Raw genomic sequence first — 19067 nt, forward strand, 5'->3', positions numbered from 1 at the left:
ATTTTGCCGGCGGCTTGCCGGGCTTTTCCCGGCTGCCGCCCCTGCCGCTATTCATTCCAGCAGAGGAGACGCGCTATGAAACGTTTATTACCCCAAACCTTGCGCAATAAAATGATTTTATTTGCTTTGATTATTGTCAGTATACCAATACTGCTGACCGGCTATGTCACCAAACTCGAAACCCAGGAGGCACTCCTGCTGGAAAAGCAGACCAAATTGTTCGGTATTGCTTTGCTCTTGGACAACTACCTGGGCGCAGGCTACCAGGAGCTGCTGCTGGCCAGCAACGCGCATACCGCCGACCGGGCAACCCAAATAAAAGTATTGAATGCTGCTTTAAAAAAATATACCGATACGGTGACAAGTGTTTACCCCGGTGTCGGCGCCGGCTATTACAGCCGGGAGCTTGACGCGATTATTACCTATGGCCCCAGCAGTAATTACGCCGATAAGGTCGGGCTGGCAATCGACCCGACCCATCCCGGCCGGAAGGTTATGAGTACCGGCGAACGGCGGGTTGAGTTTGCCCCCATGGTCAGAGGCGATATCATGAATGCCATGGTGCCGGTTGTGCGTCACGGCGAAATAATCGGCTATATCTGGGCTAACGAGCTGACAGACGACATTCACGCCCAGATGGCGGCCATGGACTATAACATCTACCTTTCTATAAGCTTAGGTATTATTGCCAGCCTGCTCCTGATCTTCTGGATGACCAGGGGTTTTATTCACAATGTGGAGACAATCAAAAACAGCCTGGAACTGCTGCGCTTTGATTTGCGTCACCGCATCGCTCCCATGGCCGGCGAAATGGGGCAGATCAGTGCTGCCATCAACCATATGGCCCACTCCCTGCTCCATGCCCAGACACTAAACGAAAATATCCTGCATAGCATTGCCGACGGCGTTATTACTGTGGATATTAACGGCACAATAACAAGCGCCAATAAATCGGCCGAAAACCTGACCGGTTTTCTCTGCGCCGAAATTGTCGATAAGCCTTATAAAGAAATCTTTTGCGAAGGCCGCCATTTTAACAGCCTGCTGCTGGACACCCTGGCCACAGGCACCAACTACATCGGGATCGAGATGGAATACCCGGTCAAGAATAAGGACATTTATATCAGTATCAGCACCAGCCGCCTGAAAGACAGCAACGATAAAATTATTGGCGCCGTGGTCGTTTTCAAAGACCTGACCGAGCAGCACCGCCTGCAGGCCCAGATGCTGCGCGCCGAGCGTCTGGCCTCGCTGGGCGAGCTGATGGCCGGCGTCGCCCACGAGATCCGCAACCCGCTTACAGCGATTAAAGGCTTTGTGCAATATCTGCAAAGCGCCGGCAATAAAGCCGAGCGGCAGGAATATATGCCGGTAATCATTAAGGAAGTGGACCGGATCAACCGGGTTATTGAGACTCTGCTGTACTTTGCCCGCCCCTGTCCAACCAATTATCAGCCCCTGGATATCAACAGCCTGATTGAGGAAACACTGGTATTGGTCAAAAATACAGGCACCCAGCATAAAGTGGACTTCAGGCTGCACCTTGACCGGACAGTGCCGTCCATAGAGGGGGACGCCGAACAGCTCAAACAGGTCTTTCTCAATCTGCTGATTAATGCGGTCCAGGCTATTGTAGAGCAGGGTACACTCGAGATTAGGACCTGGCAGGAGCACAGCGATTTTATCCGCATCCGAATCGCAGACAGCGGGACCGGCATTAACAGCGCCGATCTTGACAAGATATTTGACCCCTTCTTCACCACCAAAGCCGCAGGCACCGGTTTGGGACTGGCCGTGGTCCAACGGATCATTAACAGCCACTACGGGCGGATTACCATTCAAAGCGAGCCCGGCAGCGGCACTGTGGTCACCCTGCAGCTGCCGGTCACACATCAGGGAGGCGAGACTGATAAATAATAATTATACAATTATGGTTGTTGACGATGAAGACAGTGTGCGCAAATTATTGTCTGCTGTTTTGAAACGCGAGGGGTACCAGGTGGTGTGCGCCGCCAGCGGTGAAGAGGCGCTGAATAAATTCAGGTCCTTCCAGCCTGATCTGATCATTATGGATATCCGGATGCCGAACATCGACGGCATCACCGCCTTTAAGGAGCTGCGCAAGGTAAGCCAGAATGTCACGGTCATCCTGATGACAGCCTATGCGGCTGTGGAAACAGCCGTGGAAGCCATTAAGCTAGGGGCCTTTGACTATGTGATTAAGCCTTTTGATATTGAAGAGGTTAAGCTCCTGACCAATCGCGCCATTCAGCTGCAAAAAATGTCAGAAAAAATCTTCGTTCTGAATCAGCAGTTGATTGACAGCTACCGGTTGGACAAGATTATTACCAACAGTCCAAAAATGCGGGAGCTATGCCAGAACATGGCTAAAATCGCCCACAGCAACGCTACGGTGCTGATTACCGGTGAAAGCGGCACAGGCAAAGAGCTGATCGCCAATACCATCCATTATAACAGCAGGCGCAACAGCGGCCCTTTTATCAAGATCAACTGCGGGGCGCTGCCGGAAAGCCTGCTGGACAGTGAGTTGTTCGGTCATGAAAAAGGCGCTTTTACCGGCGCGGTCATGCGCCGCCCGGGACGGTTCGAGCAGGCGGATCACGGCACATTATTCCTGGATGAGATCGGCGAGATTTCGCCAAATCTGCAGGTAAAGCTGCTCAGGGTATTGCAGGAGCGGGAATTTGAACGGGTTGGCGGCAATACAACCATTAAAACCGACATCCGCGTACTGGCGGCAACAAACCGGAATTTAGCGGAAATGGTCAAACAGGGCAGCTTCCGGCAGGACCTGTATTACCGTCTGAATGTCGTCTCCCTGCTAGCCCCGCCGCTTAGAGAACGGCGGGAGGACATAGAGCTGCTGGCCGGTTACTTTTTACAAAAATTCACTGCGGAAAATGAAAAAAATATTATGGATTTTGATCCTGATGTTATAAAATTACTGGAACACTACAGCTGGCCGGGCAATGTGCGCGAATTGGCCAATGTTGTGGAACGGGCCGTAATTATGAGTACAGGCAGCCGCATCTTTCCGGAGGATCTGCCCGATCAGCTCAGGCATAGCAGCGAAAGCGACCTTATCAGCACCCTGGGGATCGAAAAAATGGCCGGCAAAACCTTAAAAGAAATGATAAAAAAAGCGGAATGCCTCCTCATTAAAGAGGCATTGCAGCGCAATCAGGGCAATAAGGTGAAAACAGCCAAAGAACTTGGCGTAAGCAGGCGTTCTCTGTTATACAAGATCCAGGAGTATGAGATTGAGTAAGTGTGAAAAAAAGTGCTCACTGCGCAAAAAAATGCGCACTCCCTTATAAAAAACAGGGTTGCTATTTTTTGAGTAATCTGGTTAAAGAAATCTTCAATCTAGTATTTGTAAGCATTCACAAGCTCTGTCGATTTTTCGACAGAGTTTTTTTATTGTTTGGCACGGATTATGCGTAATATGGGGACAGCTTGAAATTCTTGTCGTTTACTATCGAATTTCATAAGCACCAGTACTTCATCTTTCTTAAAAGCGAGTGAATAGTTTGCGCAGATTTTTTCGCAATGCAAGGCGGAGGACGCTAACTGATTCAGTAAGATCTGCTTTAATAAGACCGGTAGGTGATGGGTCTCTTATTACTTGCGCGGGCCGCACATATCGGACATATGTAAGGCGACGACCAACGAAGCAGTGCGGGAAAAGATGCGCAAAATATCCTTGATTTTAAGGGAGATGAGGTACCAGGCTGTATTGCGCCTATCATTCATTCAGCAGGAGGTTAGTATGACAAACAAACAAGCAAGTATTGAGCAGGTTACAGGCTATGTCAAAGACGGCATGACGGTCATGGTCGGCGGCTTTTTAGCGGTCGGCACCCCGGAAAGCCTCATTCAGGCTCTCATTGATCAAAAAATTCAAAATCTGACCCTGATTGCCAATGATACCGGATTTCCCGACAGGGGGGTCGGCCGTCTTGTTGTCAGCCGCCAGGTGAGCAGGGTAATTGCCTCCCATATCGGCACCAATCCGGAAACAGGCAAGCAGATGATTGCCCGGGAACTGGCTGTTGAACTGGTACCCCAGGGCACACTGGCGGAAAGAGTACGCTGCGGCGGGGCCGGTCTGGGCGGCGTGTTAACCCCTACCGGTGTGGGCACCGTCGTCGAAGAGGGCAAGCAAAAGCTCAGTGTCGGCGGCGTGGAGTATCTGCTGGAAACAGCCCTGCGGGCCGATGTGGCCCTGATCCGGGCCAAAAAAGCCGATAAAGCCGGCAATCTTGTTTATGACAAATCGGCCCGCAATTTCAATCCCCTGCTGGCAATGGCGGCCGATTTAGTCATTGCTGAGGTGGATGAGTTGGTGGAAGTGGGCGAAATCGACCCGGATGAGGTTATGACCCCGGGCGTGGTTGTCGATAAAATCGTTTTATTGGGAGGTTGTTAGGATGAATGCAAAAGAGCTCATTGCCAGACGGGTTGCCCTGGAACTGGAAAATGGTAATGTGGTAAACCTCGGCATCGGCCTGCCGACAATGGTGGTTAATTACCTGCCGGCCGGCGTTGACGTAACCCTCCAGTCTGAGAACGGCTTTGTCGGCTTAGGTTCCCTCGCCGGGGAAATCGACCCCAATCTGACCAATGCCGGCGGCCAGCCCTGCGGCCTGATCCCCGGTGCGGCCATGTTTGACAGTGCGACATCCTTCATGCTGATCCGCGGCGGCCATGTCGATGTTACCGTGTTAGGCGGCCTGGAGGTGGATCAGGCCGGCAATCTGGCCAACTGGATGGTTCCCGGCAAAATGGTGCCTGGCATGGGCGGGGCTATGGATCTGGTAACAGGGGCCAAAAAAGTGATTATCGCGATGGAGCATTGCGCTAAAGACGGCTCGTCCAAGCTGCTGCGCCAATGCCGCCTGCCCCTGACCGGCAAAGGGGTGGTTGACCTCATTGTGACTGAGCTGGGCGTATTCCGGGTAACCGGCGACAGCCTTGTCCTGGAGGAGATTGCCGCCGGTGTTGATGTTGAGTTTGTAAAAGCCCGCACCGAGGCGGCCCTGAGCATCAGCCCGGATCTGAAACCGATGCAGAACATTTCGTAGGAGGAATACAGCAATGGTAGGAATTATTTCCCGTTTTTTTACCAGTATCGTTAATAAATATTTGCCTGACCCGTTAGTCTTTGCCATCCTGCTTACTATCATTACCTTTGTGCTTGGCATTACCATAACGCCTCATTCGGCCATGGACATGGTCAATATGTGGGGCGACGGCTTCTGGAATCTGCTGGCCTTTGCCATGCAAATGTCGCTGGTCCTCGTGACCGGCCATGCCCTGGCCAGCTCCGGCCCGGTAAAACGGGGCATGACCGCCCTGGCCTCGGTGGCCAAAACCCCGGCCCAGGGGGTCATGCTTGTAGGCTTCTGTTCCGCCGTGGCCTGTGTCATTAACTGGGGCTTCGGCCTGGTGGTGGGAGCCATGTTTGCCCGGGAAGTGGCCCGGCGGATCCCCAAGTCCGATTACCGCCTGCTGATCGCCACCGCTTATATGGGCTTTTTATCCTGGCATGGCGGCTTTTCCGCCTCAGTGCCGCTGGTAGCGGCCACAGCCGGTAACCCGATGGAAAAAATGGTGGGGCTGATCCCCATCGCCGACACCATTTTTACGAGCTACAACCTGTTCATTACGGTGGGCCTGATCATTCTCGTGCCCCTCATTGCCCGCATGATGATGCCCAAAGAACATGAGATTGTGGCTATTGACCCGGCCCTGCTGCAGGAAGAGGTTTCTGTTGCCAAAAAATTAGGTCCTGACGCCACCTGGGCGGAAAAGATCGAAGAAAGCCCGATACTGGCCTGGATTGTCGGCCTGTTTGGCATTGTCTACCTGGGCACCTACTTTGTCCAAAAAGGGTTTAACCTCAATGTCAACACGGTAAACCTGATGTTCCTGACTGCCGGTATCCTGCTGCATAAAACCCCGATGGCATATGTGCGGGCCATCAGCGCCGCCGCCAAGGGAACAGCCGGCATCCTGATTCAGTTTCCCTTCTATGCCGGCATTCAGATTATGATGGAACACTCCGGCCTGGGCGGGATTATTACCAATTGGTTTGTTGATGTGGCCACAGCCGAGACCTTCCCCCTGATGGCCTTCTTCAGCTCAGCCCTTATTAACTTTGCCGTACCTTCCGGCGGCGGCCACTGGGTTGTTCAGGGTCCCTTTGTCATGCCTGCCGCTCAGGCTTTAGGCGCCGATATGGGCAAAGCGGCCATGGCCATCGCCTATGGCGAAGCCTGGATGAATATGGCCCAGCCGTTCTGGGCGCTGCCGGCCCTGGCGATTGCCGGCCTCGGCGTGCGTGACATCATGGGCTATTGCGTTACGGCCCTGTTATTTTCCGGTGTGATCTTTATTGTTGGCCTGCATTTCTTCTAGACCCTGTAATCAGCCGTAAAAACTTAAACCACTGGAGGTAGATACACATGAGAGAAGTAGTAATTGCCAGTGCCGTCCGCACCGCGATCGGCAGTTTTAACGGTGCCCTGGCGCCATTTTCAGCTGTCGAGCTGGGAGCCCATGTCATCAGCGCGGCTGTTGCCCGGGCCGGTATCGGCACAGACAGTATCGATGAGGTCATATTCGGCAATGTGCTGCAGGCCGGTCTTGGCCAAAACCCGGCCCGCCAGGCGGCGGTCAAAGCCGGTCTGGCTGTGGAAACACCGGCCTATACCATCAATAAGGTCTGCGGTTCCGGCTTAAAAACCGTCAACCTGGCTGCCCAGGCCATTCTTGCCGGCGATGCCGACATTGTGGTTGCCGGCGGCATGGAAAGCATGACAAATGCCCCCTATGTCCTGGACGCCAAAGCCCGCTGGGGCTACCGCATGGGCAACGGCCAAATCACCGATATCATGATCCAGGATGGTCTCTGGTGCGCCTTCAATGACTATCATATGGGCATCACCGCGGAAAACGTCGCCGCAAAGTATGGCATCAGCCGCCAAGAGCAGGATCAGCTGGCGGCCGACTCCCAGCGCAAGGCCGCGGCCGCCATTGAGGCCGGCGCCTTCAAACAGGAGATTGCCCCCCTTGCCGTCAAGACCAAAAAAGGCGAGATAATCGTGGACACTGACGAATATCCCCGGGCCGGAACAACGGTTGAGGCTTTGGGCAAATTAAAACCGGCTTTCAAACAAGACGGCACCGTAACCGCCGGCAATGCCTCCGGCATCAATGACGGCGGCGCGGCCCTTGTCATCATGGCCGGTGACAAAGCCCGGGAGCTGGGTATTAAACCGCTGGCCCGGATCCGTGCCTATGGGGCCGGCGGCGTTGACCCCAGCCTCATGGGGGTCGGCCCGGTGCCGGCAACCCGCAAGGCCCTCGCTAAAGCCGGCTTAACGATCAACGATATTGACCTGATTGAAGCCAATGAAGCGTTTGCCGCCCAGTTTCTCGCCGTCGGCAAGGAATTAGGGTTCGCTCCGGAAAAAGTAAACATTAACGGCGGCGCCATTGCGCTGGGCCATCCAATCGGCGCCAGCGGCGCCCGCATTCTGGTCACCCTGCTGCATGCCCTGGAACACAACAATAAAAAGCTGGGGCTGGCCACCCTCTGCATCGGCGGCGGCCAGGGTGTCGCCACTATTGTGGAAAGAATCTACTAGCCGCTGCCCAATAAAAAAAGTTCTCCCTGGCCAGTCATGGACAGGGAGAACTTTTTTAAATTAAAAAACTCCGGTAATGAACCGTTCCAATTGTTCGATATTGGCGCATGGATACACACCGGTGCAGCCGGGGCGGTATTTTTCCATAATGCAGTCATTGCGCAGCCATTGGTCCTCGGCCAAAGGGTTAAGCCAATACAAAGCCTTGGCATTTTCCCGGACAGCAGGCAAAATTTCACTGCCATCTACCGCGTTCCAGTTGTTTTTGGCATCGCCCAGTATCAGGACTGTTGTGTTTTTACTTAAAACAGTAAGATACTGGCCGGCAAATTGCTGCAATACATTACCGTAATGAGAAAAGCCTGTGCGGTTAAAGCCTTTTAACCTGCTTATTGCCGTTAGCGCGCTGTCTGCATCGTGTTCTTTAAAATAGTCGGTAACCTCCAACAGCTCATCAATAAACAGAAATGACCGGACATTGCTGAATTTATGCTGCAGGGTATATACAAACAGCAGCATAAAATAGCTGAAGCGCCGGACCGAATTGGACATATCGCACAGTAAGCACAGATCAGGCTTGGACGGTTTTCTTGCCGTCCTGACCAGTTTAAAGGCCATGCCGCCTGTCTTCATAGCCGCTTTCAGGCTGTGGCTGATACTGACCCGGCCCCGGCTGGCCACCTGCCGGCGCCGGCCTTTTTTTACAGCCAGTCGGCGCGCCAGCTTTGCCACTTCCCGGGACATGACGGCCAGCTGGTCGCCGGCTTCCAGAAAATTAACGCACAGGGGATTTTGCTGCTTCAGCAGCCGGCTCAAATAATCGGGGCTCATCATTTTTACCTGCCAGCGCTCTATTGCGGCCAGCAGAAAATTTGTCCAGGCCGCCAGGCTGTTTTGGGCACAGTGATAATCGCTGTCACTAAGCCGGCCCTCCCGGTAAACTTCCTCAACCCAGCCCGCCACCTGAAACCAGCCGCTGTCCTGCCGGAGGGCCTGCAGGGCCTCCTCCGGCTTGTCGCTTATACCCGTCAGACTCTGGGTATGACGGGTAACAATAGCATAGATGATGTCCATTTCCTGGTGTAAGACCGCCTCTGCCAGCCGTTGCCGCAGGGCGCAGCCCCCGCCGGCTCGGCCGGCGCCGCCGCCGCCATAACCCGCTTCGTCCGCCGGCTGGCCGGAAAGGGAAAGCACGCCGGTACGGTCGGCCACAAGCTCCGGGTCCGGTTCCAAAAAGAGTTCGATAAGCCGCTGCAAATAACCGACGCCCCATTCGGTTTTCACCATTGTTGCATTTAATATTTGATAGAACACATACTTATCCGGTTGCCTGCCGTTTATCAGTTGCAGAGCCTGTATGCTGTCGGCGATTTCCCGGGTACTGACGGCAACGCCCGACTGCCGGAGTATCCTGGCGATATCAAAGATTAGATATTCCACGCAACCAGTCCTTTTGCTTAACTTTCTCGGCAATGGCCTGACAGTCTTCGCGGTACTTCAAAAGGATGTTTACCGTATTCAGGATCACTTCAGCCGAAAGCCCCGCTACGCCCAGATAACCGAGAACGGTTACCCAGTCAAGGACCTCGCTGATACTGGGGTGTTTTTTTAATTTTTCCAGTCTTACCCGTCTGACAAAAGCCACTGCCTGCTTCCCCAGGTCCTCGTCCAGGGCGGGAAAGTACAGTTTCAGGATTTCAAGCTCCCGCTGCTCACTGGGATAATCCAGGTAAAGATATAAACAGCGGCGGCGCAGGGCATGGCTTAACCGGCGGGTATTATTACTGGTGAGGATGACGGCCGGAATGCTGGCAGCGGTTATTGTTCCGGTCTCGGGAATGGATATTTGCCAGTCTGAAAGGACCTCCAGCAAGAAACTTTCAAATTCCTCATCACTTTTGTCAATTTCATCAATAAGCAGGACGGCGGCTGTGGAACTGCTGATAGCCGCCAGCAGCGGCCTTGCCAGCAGAAACTCCCGGGCATAGATATTCTGGCTCAGGCCGGCCCATTCTTGGCCGGTTGTCGCCTGCGACTGGATATATAATAATTGTTTCTGATAATTCCAGTCATACAGCGCCTTGCTTTCGTCAATCCCCTCGTAACATTGCAGCCGGATAAGCGGGCGGCCCAGGTATTGGCTCCAGGCCTTTGCCAGTTCAGTTTTGCCGGCTCCCGCCGGTCCTTCGATCAGTACAGGTTTGTTTAACAACACGGCTATCCGGAGCAGCATGGCCGTATTAGCGTCGGCAATGTAGCCTTGCTGTTTCAAGCCCTGCCGTAATTCTTCCCATTCATTTTCCACTTTCCCGCCCCCTGCCCGGCACAAAAATCATTCGTCCTGCTTGTGCTCACACCAAATTGGCCGTTTGTACCAGTATAACAAATAATCTGCTCCTTGACCAATAGCGAGTTCGGGCCAAAAGCCGGCACTGCGGGCAGGCTTTAATCCGGCTGGCACGGCCGGATCAAGCAGGCCGACAAACACGCCAGCCGCAACCAGCGCCTTGACTGTGTTATAATTTAGCTGCGGGGCGAGACAAAATGATAAGGGTCAGCAAGCCTGGCCATTGGCTGCTGGCCCTGTGCCCGGAAACCGGCCCCGTGACACGGAATCTAAAACTGCTCTGCATAAGTCTGTTCCATGATTTTAATCAGTTTATACAGCAACGCATTGTGGGGGGTGGGTACGCCCAACCGCAAGCCTTCCCGGTACACAGCACCATTGATAAATTCCACCTCGGTCCGGGTTTTGTTTTTCATATCCAGCGCCGTGGACGGCAGATGAGCATATAGCTCGGGATTAATCGTTGTTTGGCCTCCGTTCACGCTGAGCTGTTCATCGGTAAAACAGATGCCTTTCGCTTTGGCGACCTCAATGACCTCATTTCTGACCGCCTGCATGACTTCGGCCATGCCTTCAGCCGCCAGGGCCTGCCCCATATGTAGCCGTAATAAACCAAACACTACATTGGTGGAATTATTTCTTAGCTTTATCCATACCTCACGGTCTATATCTTCCTCGATAAAAACCTTGATGCCGCTGCGCCTGAATAAGCCGGCAATTTTTTTCATATCATCATTAATAATTTTTTGGGCAGAGCCAAAACAAATCTTCGAATTATTGCCGATAAACGCCCGAATATGGCCTAAAGCCACTGCCTTCCCGGCAAATTCCATAATGCCGTAGAGTATTTTTTCCCGCCGATAGTAATTAGCCAAAATCTCAACATTGCCGATCCCGTTTTGCAGGGTCATAATATAGGTGTGCTCGCCGGCAATGCATTGGGCTGCTTGGGCTGCTGCTGCGGTATGGCAGCCTTTTACTAAAAACAGGATCACATCCATAGTTTCAGGAATCTCACATGGTGCCTGCACGATCTTTATAGCAATATGTTCTTCCCTGTCATGACTGCTGATCTGCAAGCCCTTATGCCGAATATGGCTGACAAGCGCCGGGTTGGCATCGACCAGCCAGACCTCGGCCCCGGCATTTTTCAGCATTGCGCCGGCCAGGCAGCCCATTACCCCGGCGCCAATAATCGCAAATCGCACCTGAATCCCTCCTACAGCCGCTGCTGACAGGCATTTTTCTGCGCTGCCGCGGCAATTCTGCCTTTAAAATAGCTGATAATAGCTGAGGTTATTATAACTGATAAAAGCGAATAAAGACCTTTCTCCATACCAACCGAATAGAAATAGGCAGCCACAATAGTGGCGTCAACCGCAAAGGTTACCCGGCCCGGATCGCAGCCGAAGCTTTTTTGCAGGTATAGGGCTAAGACATTAACGCCCCCTAATGATGCCCCGTTCCAAAATAACAGGGCTAACCCCAGGCCTAATAAGCCGCCGCCGGCAACGGCCCCTACATAGCCTGGCAAAATAAAATCCGGCAGCCAGCGGTTGATTTCCGTAAAGAGAGCAAGCGTTGCCACCGCGAAAAATGTCGCTAACGTAAACTGCCAGCCCATACGAAAAATCGACAGCAGATAAAAAGGGATACTAACCCCCAGTAAAGCCACAGCGAACGTGGTATCAAACAAATAAGCGATACCAAGGGCGATGCCTGTTGTGCCGCCGGTTACCAGATGGGAATGACTGAGAAATATGACCCCGGCGCAAACAAGCCCGCAGCCCAGAATTACATTCAGGAGTTTCCGGAAAATATGCATACCTCCTTCCTTGTCAGACCTTTACTCTATGATATAACCTCCAGTTACTGGAGTGTCAAGAGTGTCACAGGAATCTGAATTTCTGTAACATGCAGGTGTTTCTCGGCCGTAATATAGTCATCTATTATTGTACGTTCAATGGCCTGGCCGGCAATCTCATAACCGGCAGTGTCGATAAAAGCCAGTAATATATCATAGTACCTGGAGGACTGGCTATGATTCCCCCGATAATAGATACAGGCATACTCCCCTTCCGCCAAATACCGGACAAAGGCCTGCTTAGGGTCGGCCAGCGAATCTTCCCAGAATATAAAGACCGAGCTGTATTCCTGAAATCTCCGGGCCTTTAGGTTTGTCCCCGCTACCGTCAGCCCGACCCTGCCGATAAACAACGAAGGCGTAATGCCTGTTGCGTTCTCCAGCTTGCGTAAAGCAAGCTCCCATTCCGGTTCTGTACAAATATACTCGTCAATACTGATAATTCTCCGCCTGGCAATTTCTTTGAGAAAAGGCTGGTCTACCGCCCCAATGGCGAAGGCTTGCTCAAGATCATCAATTCTGTTGGCAAACTGGCTGCTGACCGCCTTGAGGGTCCTTATCCGCTCATGGGTAATACGCTGCCGGCGTTTCAATAGTTTCATAAAAGACTGAATATCCCTGGTGTCCAGATGCTGTTGGATTTCTTTTAAAGAAAACCCCAAAAATTTAAGGTACTTGATTGTATTTAATTGTTCAAACTGTTCGGTTGAATAATAGCGGTAACCAGTATTGCGATCCACCTCAATCGCCTTGAATAAACCGATCTCATCATAATAGCGCAGCGTTTTTACCGGGATATTGTGCAATTTTGCCATTTCGCCGATAGTAAACCTGTTTTTCATGTACTGCTCCCTTCTCGCTACTGGCCTGCACGGCGCAGGCGCTTGCTCAGGCTGCATAAGCACAGCTTGTGTCAGCAAGGTTTTGCTCTATTTTCTCTACCGTTTTCATTTGTCCTGCAAGAATCGGCGGGGCCCGCAGTTTTGCCCGCCGCGGCTAAGTGACCGGGCCAACGGCAGGAAACTATTTAAATATGACATAATTATGTCATATTAGTGTTATAATCAGCTTAGGTGATAAATATGAAAATGAACCGGCTATTTGCGATAACGACAATTCTGCTTAACAAAGGCAGCGTTACCGCCCAGGAGCTTGCTGACCGGTTTGGCGTCTCAACCAGGACAATTTACCGGGATATTGATGTGCTATCGTCAGCCGGCGTGCCCGTGTATATGAACAAGGGGCATGGCGGCGGCATCCATTTGCTGGAAAGCTATACGCTAAACAGAACGCTTATTTCCGAACAGGAGAGCGAAGGCTTGCTGCTGGCAGTGAAAACGCTGCAGGCAACACATTACCCCGAGCTTGACAGGGTTCTGGAGAAACTGGGCGCTATATTTAAAAATACACCGGCTTATGATTGGGTAGAGATCGATTTTTCTCCCTGGGGCAGTTCGCCCAATGAAAATAACAAATTCAATGACATCAGACAGGCCCTGCTGCAGGGCAAAGTCATTCGTTTTGACTATGTAAACGGTGAAGGGCGGAAAAGTACGCGCCTGGCCGAACCGGAAAAACTGCTATTTAAAAATAATGCCTGGTATTTAGCCGCCTATTGCCGGCAGCGCCGGGAACGGCGGACCTTCCGGATCTCACGGCTGAAAAACTTAGCCGTTATGCCCGAAACCTTTGCCCGCAGGCTTTGGCCCGAACAAGCTCTCAACCAGGCAAATGACGCCGCTGGGCAAACACTTATCCCGTTAAAACTCCGCATTCAGGCCGGGGCGCTCAACCGGCTCTATGACTATTTTGCTGATTCCTTTGTCACGCCCAACGCCGACGGCAGCTTTATCCTGGAGGCAGCGCTGCCGGCGGGCGAGTGGCTGACAAGCTATATTTTGTCCTTTGGCAGCCTGGTTGAGGTACTTGCGCCGGAACAGGTCAGACAAACAATCATCAGCCGAATGCAACAAGCGTTAGAAATTTATCAAACGTAGTTTCAAATATGACACACTGTTGTCTTATTACCTCATATATACTGGAGAAAAAACGAGGTGATAGGAAAAATGACCCCACTGGATTTTATTGCGGCTGACCCAGGCCGAAATCTGCTGCCGATTACATGGCAGCAGCTAAGGAAGGGGCTTGGCACTGCTGAGCAAGGAATAAAAAAAGACTGCATAAAGGTATCATAATATGGAAAAGGAGAAAAACTCTGATGTTAAAATTACCCCCAGTTATTGAGGCTTATATTCAGGGTAAGAATAAGCATGACAGCGGTGCAATGCTCGCCTGCTTCGCAGAGGATGCCATTGTCCAGGACGAAGGGCAGGAACTGCACGGACCGGCGGCCATAAAAAAGTGGCTTGACGAAACCAATGCCAAATATAGGGTTACCGTAACTCCCAATCACCTTGTCAATTCTGCCCATGCATTTGTCCTTACTGCCCAGGTTGCCGGCAGCTTTGCCGGCAGTCCGGTTTCGCTCGACTACCATTTTATTATCAGCCAAGACAAAATTAGCCGCTTAAGCATTAGTCTGACAGGACAATAGACCAAAATATGACTTAGCTTGATGTAAGGAGGCACAAACATGATCATTAATAATCAGCTTTTAAAATTAAAGGACAGAAGCAGTGAAAGTATCGCCAAAGCAAGAGACATCCTGCTGAGCATGCAGGGGAAAATTGAATATCTTCGTGATCTGAAAGTGGAAGTCGATATCCGCCATGGAGCAGGCGCCTATGATCTGCTGATGATTGCCAGCTATGACTCTATGGCCGATTTGGAGGCCTATATCGTGCATCCTGTCCATAAGGAAGTAGCTAAATATTTTGCGGATGCACTGGAAAGCAGCGCTGTTGTCTGCTATGAATCCTAAGCCTCACCGGCTCCGGCCTTAGCGTCAGCTTTCTCACTGCAGCTTTTCGGCTTGCTTGGCAGCAAGGAAGAGGGGACAGTGGACTGTTTTGGTAAACAAGACAATCCGCCGTCCCTCTCTTTTTCTTCCTGCCCTGGTGCCAGGTTATGCTTGTGTACCTGTTAAAACCCAGGCAGAAAAAGCAGCAATATCGCTAATCAAATATTACAGGAAAACCGTAAATCCTAGCAAAATTTAGTTCCTAAAAATTAAAGGATGTAATCTTCAGGATTTTGTATTAAAATAGACTTGACCGGCTAGTCCATTTGCATAGTTATAACGTGAACACAAACTATGTAATTTTCCACTGAAGTTGCAAATCACACTTCAGCATATTATTTTGAGAGGAGATAAAATATGCGAGGAAATTTACAATATTTCTTCTTAAAAATGCTCAGTCGACTGATTTGCTTATTGCCATATCGTTTGGTATGCTGGCTTGGCCGGCAACTGGGGATTATCGTCTATTTAGCAGCAGGGCGACAGCGGGAGCGGGGCATCACGCAGGTTGCCGACAGCCTGAAACTTACCCGGGCGGAAGCAAAGGCCCTGATTCGCCGCGTATTTTGCAATCTGGGACAAACGGTGATGGAAGTGCTGTACACACCGGTGCTGTCTCCGCAAAACATCCAGCGGTATGTATCCATTTCCGGCTTGGAACATCTGCAAAAAGCGTTAAGCCAGGGGCATGGGGTAGTGTTTCTGACCGCTCATATGGGTAACTGGGAATGGATGGCGGCCGCGTTGTGTTATGCAGGCTTTCCCATAACGACAATCGCCAAACCGCAACCTAATCCGCAGCATACCCGTATTTTAAATGAATTCCGGACCATGGTCGGGCTGGAGGTATTTAACAGGGGAACATCGGACATGATTAAGGCGGCCCGGGCCCTAAAAAAGGGCAAGGTTCTGGGATTCCTGGCCGATCAGGATGGCGGCACCGAGGGCGTATTCTTTGATTTCCTGGGCAAAAATGCCTCGTCGCCTGTTGGCCCGGCCTACTTCGCCAAAACCTTTAAGTCTGTTATTGTCCCGGCCTTTACCTATCATCGTCCCCAGGGCGGCCACCATGTGGTTATTAAGCCGCCTGTGGCCTATCAGCATTACGATGATCCTGACCAGGAAATCTACCATAACACACTGCAAATGACTAAAGTCATTGAAGAGGCCATATTAGCCTATCCTGACGAATGGATATGGTTCATGAGACGCTGGAATACACAAAAGCCTGCCGCCTCTTCCGCGGTACATGACCGATTTGCTTAAAAAATGTAGCGAGGCCCGGACTGCTTGTCCGGGCCTCGCTGTTGCAAGCTGCCGAATTCGGCCTATGCCCTGCCTGATAAGGAGCATACCGGGAGAGCAGCTCCTCACAGGAAAAATGCAAGGTTGTCAGCCCCTGGCTGCTGGCGGGTTTTAGCGGCTCACTTGCGTGATAACGTCGGCAGTGATATCTGTGCCGCCATAGATAACACTCGCAGCATCAAGGACCACGTTCAGGCCCTTTGCTGCCGCTACCGCCTTAATGGCTGCCTCAATGTTGGCCCGCACCGGGTCCATCAGCTCATCTTCGCGCTGAGCCTGCTGCAGCGCCAGCCTGTTGCTGAAAGCTTTCTTGTCGGCTGCCGGCAGGTCTTGCGTTTGGCTGTCATACTCTCTTTGGGCCTCAGCCCGCAGGTCCTCAATGCGCTGCATAATTTCCTGGATGCCGGGATAGCCGGAAAAGACCTGCTGTAGGTTGACATAGCCGATCGTTTGCTCTTTTTTGGCTTTAGCGGCCAATACCGGCGCCGGCGTTAACATACTAACCATACTAAAAGCGAAAAACGCAATCATGCTGATAATGATCCGTTTACCTATTTTGCTGTTTGCCTGTTTCATAGAATGCACTCCCTTCTCAATTCAGCCTGCTTTCCCTTTATTCCCTTTATTTGGCTAAATTCTATCATAGCCGCTTCTGGTTGTCGAGTTGTTTGTTTACTTTTTGAGGGTATTTCCGGATAATCTCGACCCCTTTTATAAGCGATATCTATATCCGCGCCGGGAAGAACAAGAAAGAGTGGTTTTGTTGAGAATAAGTTTGAAACAAATTCCCTGTCCCCATGTTTCAAAATATAAAGGCCGAAGGCCTTTGTGCAAGCCAAAATTTATCAACAACTGCCTCTTACATATATATTTAGCTCCGTATGCTGCTCCGGTGTGGCCGACTGAAAAGTCAGGCAGGCAAATCTGGCGATCACGCCGGGGACAAAGGTTCTCATGACCCCCGGAGCAATAATCTGCGGGGGGACGTCTGTCATCCAGTTTATGCCGTCAGGGCTAAGCTCAAGCGCAACACTGGCGCTTTGCGTGCCCGTATTAATTACATAATAGGTGTAATTAAAATGCTGGACGTTGAGTTTCGCTGTTGTCCGCACACCGTTGCCGGTTGTTACTCTTTCCTCGGTATCCAGTGTTTGGCAATGATTATCACTAGGCAACGGCTCCGAAAACGCTACTTGTAAAAAAGGCCAGCAACGCGAATCAAAGGCTCTATTGCTACAAAAGCCCAATAATCCAGGCTCTTGCTGATTTCTCATTTGTAAAAGCACCCCCAGGTTTGCGCTGACACCGCTATACCAATCCCTAATCAGTGTTGTAAGGTCAAAAGTTAACCAACCGTCATTGGCCGCAGGTACAACTGTGCTGGCCGCAGGTATGGGGTTAAACAGGATTGCTTTTTTTTTGCACCAGGGTGAAAATATCTGATGCGCATCAATGGTTGGCTCCTCCTGGAAGCAGGTATATTTAAGCACAAAAACATGGAGAGTACCGCGTAAAATCGTCAGGCAAGGCGGTAAAGCCGTTATATCGAAGTCGATAAGTGACTGAAACATCCGCTTGTTACGGCCTACTGTCAATATTTTATTGCTGCAGCGCCGGCGCCGGCAGCGGCTATTCACTAGCGTTATATTCTTAACAGGAGGCTTAATGGTTTTTTCCCCCACCTACTCCGCCCCTCCTTTTTGCCACTCGAAACTAAATATAATTAATAACAGCAGCAGCATCCACAATTTGCTATTATGTATAATTTGCCTCCAAACTGGTCGGAGACAAATTAAGCAGAGCAAAAATCACTAATTCAATATATTACGATGATTGCCCCTGGAAGAAGATCGTAAGATCCACTGCACTGGCGGCATTCACTGCAGCATAGTAGACTCTGGCATATTTAAGAAAAATACCGGAAACTAACCCGGTGGCAGTATTGGGGCTGAGGGTAACGGCCGCACTGTCGTTAAACCACACCACCCCGTCAGGGCTAAGCTGCAGCTGAACCGTGGCCTGGGCATCGGGAGCAGATGTAGCTTCGTTCACTAACCCGAACGAATATGTTGCCACCCCTAAAACGGTATATGTTTCGGATGGTGAACCGGCAATATCAACAAGACCGGTTTTCACTTCAGCTACATCAGTGGTCGACAAGGTGGACACAACCGCTAAGCCGTCGCTGGTAATCAATAAGCCTCCGGTTGGCGGCGTTACACTCAGGCCGGACGCCGGCGCCGTGACAATCAAGCCGTTGGCGGGACCGGTTACGCTCAGGCCTTCGACCGAAGCTGTCACTAAGAGGCCGTTGACAGGAGCCGTTACGCTCAGGCCCGATGCCGGTGCTGTAACGATCAGCCCGTTGGCAGGGCCCGTTACGCTCAGGCCTTCGACCGAAGCTGTCACTAAGAGGCCGTTGACAGGGGCGGTTACGCTCAGGCCCGATGCCGGTGCTGTAACGATCAGCCCGTTGGCAGGGCCCGTTACGCTCAGGCCTTCGGCTGATGCCGTCACTAAGAGGCCGTTGACAGGGGCGGTTACGCTCAGGCCCGATGCCGGCGCCGTGACAATCAAACCGTTGGCAGGGCCCGTTACGCTCAGGCCTTCGGCCGACGCCGTTACTAAGAGGCCGTTGACAGGGGCGGTTACGCTCAGGCCCGATGCCGGCGCCGTGACAATCAAACCGTTGGCAGGGCCCGTTACGCTCAGGCCTTCGGCCGACGCCGTTACTAAGAGGCCGTTGACAGGGGCGGTAATGCTAAGACCGCTAACCGGCGCTGTTACAGATAGATATCCTCCATTTTCTGTTATGAGAGCAGCGTTTTCCGAACCATAAATTTTAATTCGCGCCTGATCGGCTACGTCCTGAATAATCTTAAAATTTGGCATTATCGCGTCGCTTCCTTTCCTTATATTTGCTTTTGTAGATTACTCTACCCACCCTATAATATGTTG

18 protein-coding genes are annotated in these 19067 nt (G+C 51.6%); 10 read left to right on the forward strand and 8 right to left on the reverse strand.

What is annotated here, in order from left to right:
- Positions 1 to 75 precede the first annotated feature (75 nt).
- The 6 genes from atoS to ACZ481_RS23425 all read left to right on the forward strand — a co-directional run bounded on the left by atoS (position 76) and on the right by ACZ481_RS23425 (position 7673).
- Entirely contained in the window at positions 76 to 1917 is a 1842-nt protein-coding gene (gene atoS / locus ACZ481_RS23400) for a two-component system sensor histidine kinase AtoS (protein ID WP_464767745.1), read from the forward strand.
- 13 nt (positions 1918 to 1930) lie between these two features.
- Entirely contained in the window at positions 1931 to 3289 is a 1359-nt protein-coding gene (locus ACZ481_RS23405) for a sigma 54-interacting transcriptional regulator (protein WP_464767746.1), read from the forward strand.
- A gap of 501 nt (positions 3290 to 3790) precedes the next feature.
- Positions 3791 to 4450 (forward strand): acetate CoA-transferase subunit alpha, encoded by a 660-nt coding sequence (atoD, locus tag ACZ481_RS23410; RefSeq protein WP_464767747.1) that lies wholly within the window; start codon positions 3791 to 3793, stop codon positions 4448 to 4450.
- A gap of 1 nt (position 4451) precedes the next feature.
- Positions 4452 to 5105, forward strand: coding sequence for a 3-oxoacid CoA-transferase subunit B (locus ACZ481_RS23415; protein ID WP_464767748.1), 654 nt, complete (start codon positions 4452 to 4454; stop codon positions 5103 to 5105).
- Positions 5106 to 5118: 13 nt separating this feature from the next.
- Positions 5119 to 6441, forward strand: a complete 1323-nt coding sequence (locus ACZ481_RS23420; protein ID WP_464767749.1) for a TIGR00366 family protein — start codon at positions 5119 to 5121, stop codon at positions 6439 to 6441.
- 47 nt (positions 6442 to 6488) lie between these two features.
- Positions 6489 to 7673 carry an acetyl-CoA C-acetyltransferase gene (locus tag ACZ481_RS23425; RefSeq protein WP_464767750.1) on the forward strand — a complete coding sequence of 395 codons (1185 nt, stop codon included), beginning with the start codon at positions 6489 to 6491 and terminating at the stop codon, positions 7671 to 7673.
- A 60-nt stretch (positions 7674 to 7733) separates the two neighbouring features.
- Here ACZ481_RS23425 and ACZ481_RS23430 read toward each other — a convergent pair whose 3' ends face one another.
- The 5 genes from ACZ481_RS23430 to ACZ481_RS23450 all read right to left on the reverse strand — a co-directional run bounded on the left by ACZ481_RS23430 (position 7734) and on the right by ACZ481_RS23450 (position 12726).
- The gene (locus tag ACZ481_RS23430) at positions 7734 to 9113 is read right to left on the reverse strand and encodes a VWA domain-containing protein (RefSeq protein WP_464767751.1); all 1380 of its coding nucleotides are present in this window, start codon (positions 9111 to 9113) and stop codon (positions 7734 to 7736) included.
- The gene (locus ACZ481_RS23435; protein ID WP_464767752.1) at positions 9094 to 9978 is read right to left on the reverse strand and encodes an AAA family ATPase; all 885 of its coding nucleotides are present in this window, start codon (positions 9976 to 9978) and stop codon (positions 9094 to 9096) included. The genes ACZ481_RS23430 and ACZ481_RS23435 overlap by 20 nt, the downstream gene beginning before the upstream one ends.
- A 311-nt stretch (positions 9979 to 10289) precedes the next feature.
- Positions 10290 to 11228 (reverse strand): ketopantoate reductase family protein, encoded by a 939-nt coding sequence (locus ACZ481_RS23440; protein WP_464767753.1) that lies wholly within the window; start codon positions 11226 to 11228, stop codon positions 10290 to 10292.
- Between the two features lie 11 nt (positions 11229 to 11239).
- Complete coding sequence (locus tag ACZ481_RS23445) at positions 11240 to 11845, reverse strand: YitT family protein (protein WP_464767754.1); 606 nt, start codon at positions 11843 to 11845, stop codon at positions 11240 to 11242.
- Positions 11846 to 11889: 44 nt separating this feature from the next.
- Positions 11890 to 12726: a MerR family transcriptional regulator gene (locus ACZ481_RS23450; protein ID WP_464767755.1), complete on the reverse strand. Its 837-nt coding sequence runs from the start codon at positions 12724 to 12726 to the stop codon at positions 11890 to 11892.
- A gap of 240 nt (positions 12727 to 12966) precedes the next feature.
- Between ACZ481_RS23450 and ACZ481_RS23455 the strand changes: the two genes are divergently transcribed.
- The 4 genes from ACZ481_RS23455 (at position 12967) to ACZ481_RS23470 (ending at position 16070) form a co-directional block, all read left to right on the forward strand.
- Positions 12967 to 13881 (forward strand): helix-turn-helix transcriptional regulator, encoded by a 915-nt coding sequence (locus ACZ481_RS23455; protein WP_464767756.1) that lies wholly within the window; start codon positions 12967 to 12969, stop codon positions 13879 to 13881.
- A 221-nt stretch (positions 13882 to 14102) separates the two neighbouring features.
- On the forward strand, positions 14103 to 14438 hold the full coding sequence (locus tag ACZ481_RS23460; protein ID WP_464767757.1) for a nuclear transport factor 2 family protein: 336 nt from the start codon (positions 14103 to 14105) through the stop codon (positions 14436 to 14438).
- Between the two features lie 39 nt (positions 14439 to 14477).
- Positions 14478 to 14765, forward strand: a complete 288-nt coding sequence (locus ACZ481_RS23465) for a Dabb family protein (protein ID WP_464767758.1) — start codon at positions 14478 to 14480, stop codon at positions 14763 to 14765.
- A gap of 396 nt (positions 14766 to 15161) precedes the next feature.
- Complete coding sequence (locus tag ACZ481_RS23470; protein WP_464767759.1) at positions 15162 to 16070, forward strand: lysophospholipid acyltransferase family protein; 909 nt, start codon at positions 15162 to 15164, stop codon at positions 16068 to 16070.
- 150 nt (positions 16071 to 16220) lie between these two features.
- Here the strand turns inward: ACZ481_RS23470 and ACZ481_RS23475 are convergent, their stop codons facing one another.
- The 3 genes from ACZ481_RS23475 to ACZ481_RS23485 form a co-directional block, all read right to left on the reverse strand.
- Positions 16221 to 16685 (reverse strand): OmpH/Skp family outer membrane protein, encoded by a 465-nt coding sequence (locus ACZ481_RS23475; protein WP_464767760.1) that lies wholly within the window; start codon positions 16683 to 16685, stop codon positions 16221 to 16223.
- Positions 16686 to 16954: 269 nt separating this feature from the next.
- Positions 16955 to 17791 carry a DUF6385 domain-containing protein gene (locus tag ACZ481_RS23480; RefSeq protein WP_464767761.1) on the reverse strand — a complete coding sequence of 279 codons (837 nt, stop codon included), beginning with the start codon at positions 17789 to 17791 and terminating at the stop codon, positions 16955 to 16957.
- A gap of 142 nt (positions 17792 to 17933) precedes the next feature.
- Entirely contained in the window at positions 17934 to 19001 is a 1068-nt protein-coding gene (locus ACZ481_RS23485; RefSeq protein ID WP_464767762.1) for a DUF6385 domain-containing protein, read from the reverse strand.
- Between the last annotated feature and the right edge of the window lie 66 nt (positions 19002 to 19067).

The organism is Sporomusa intestinalis (genome assembly GCF_055383785.1).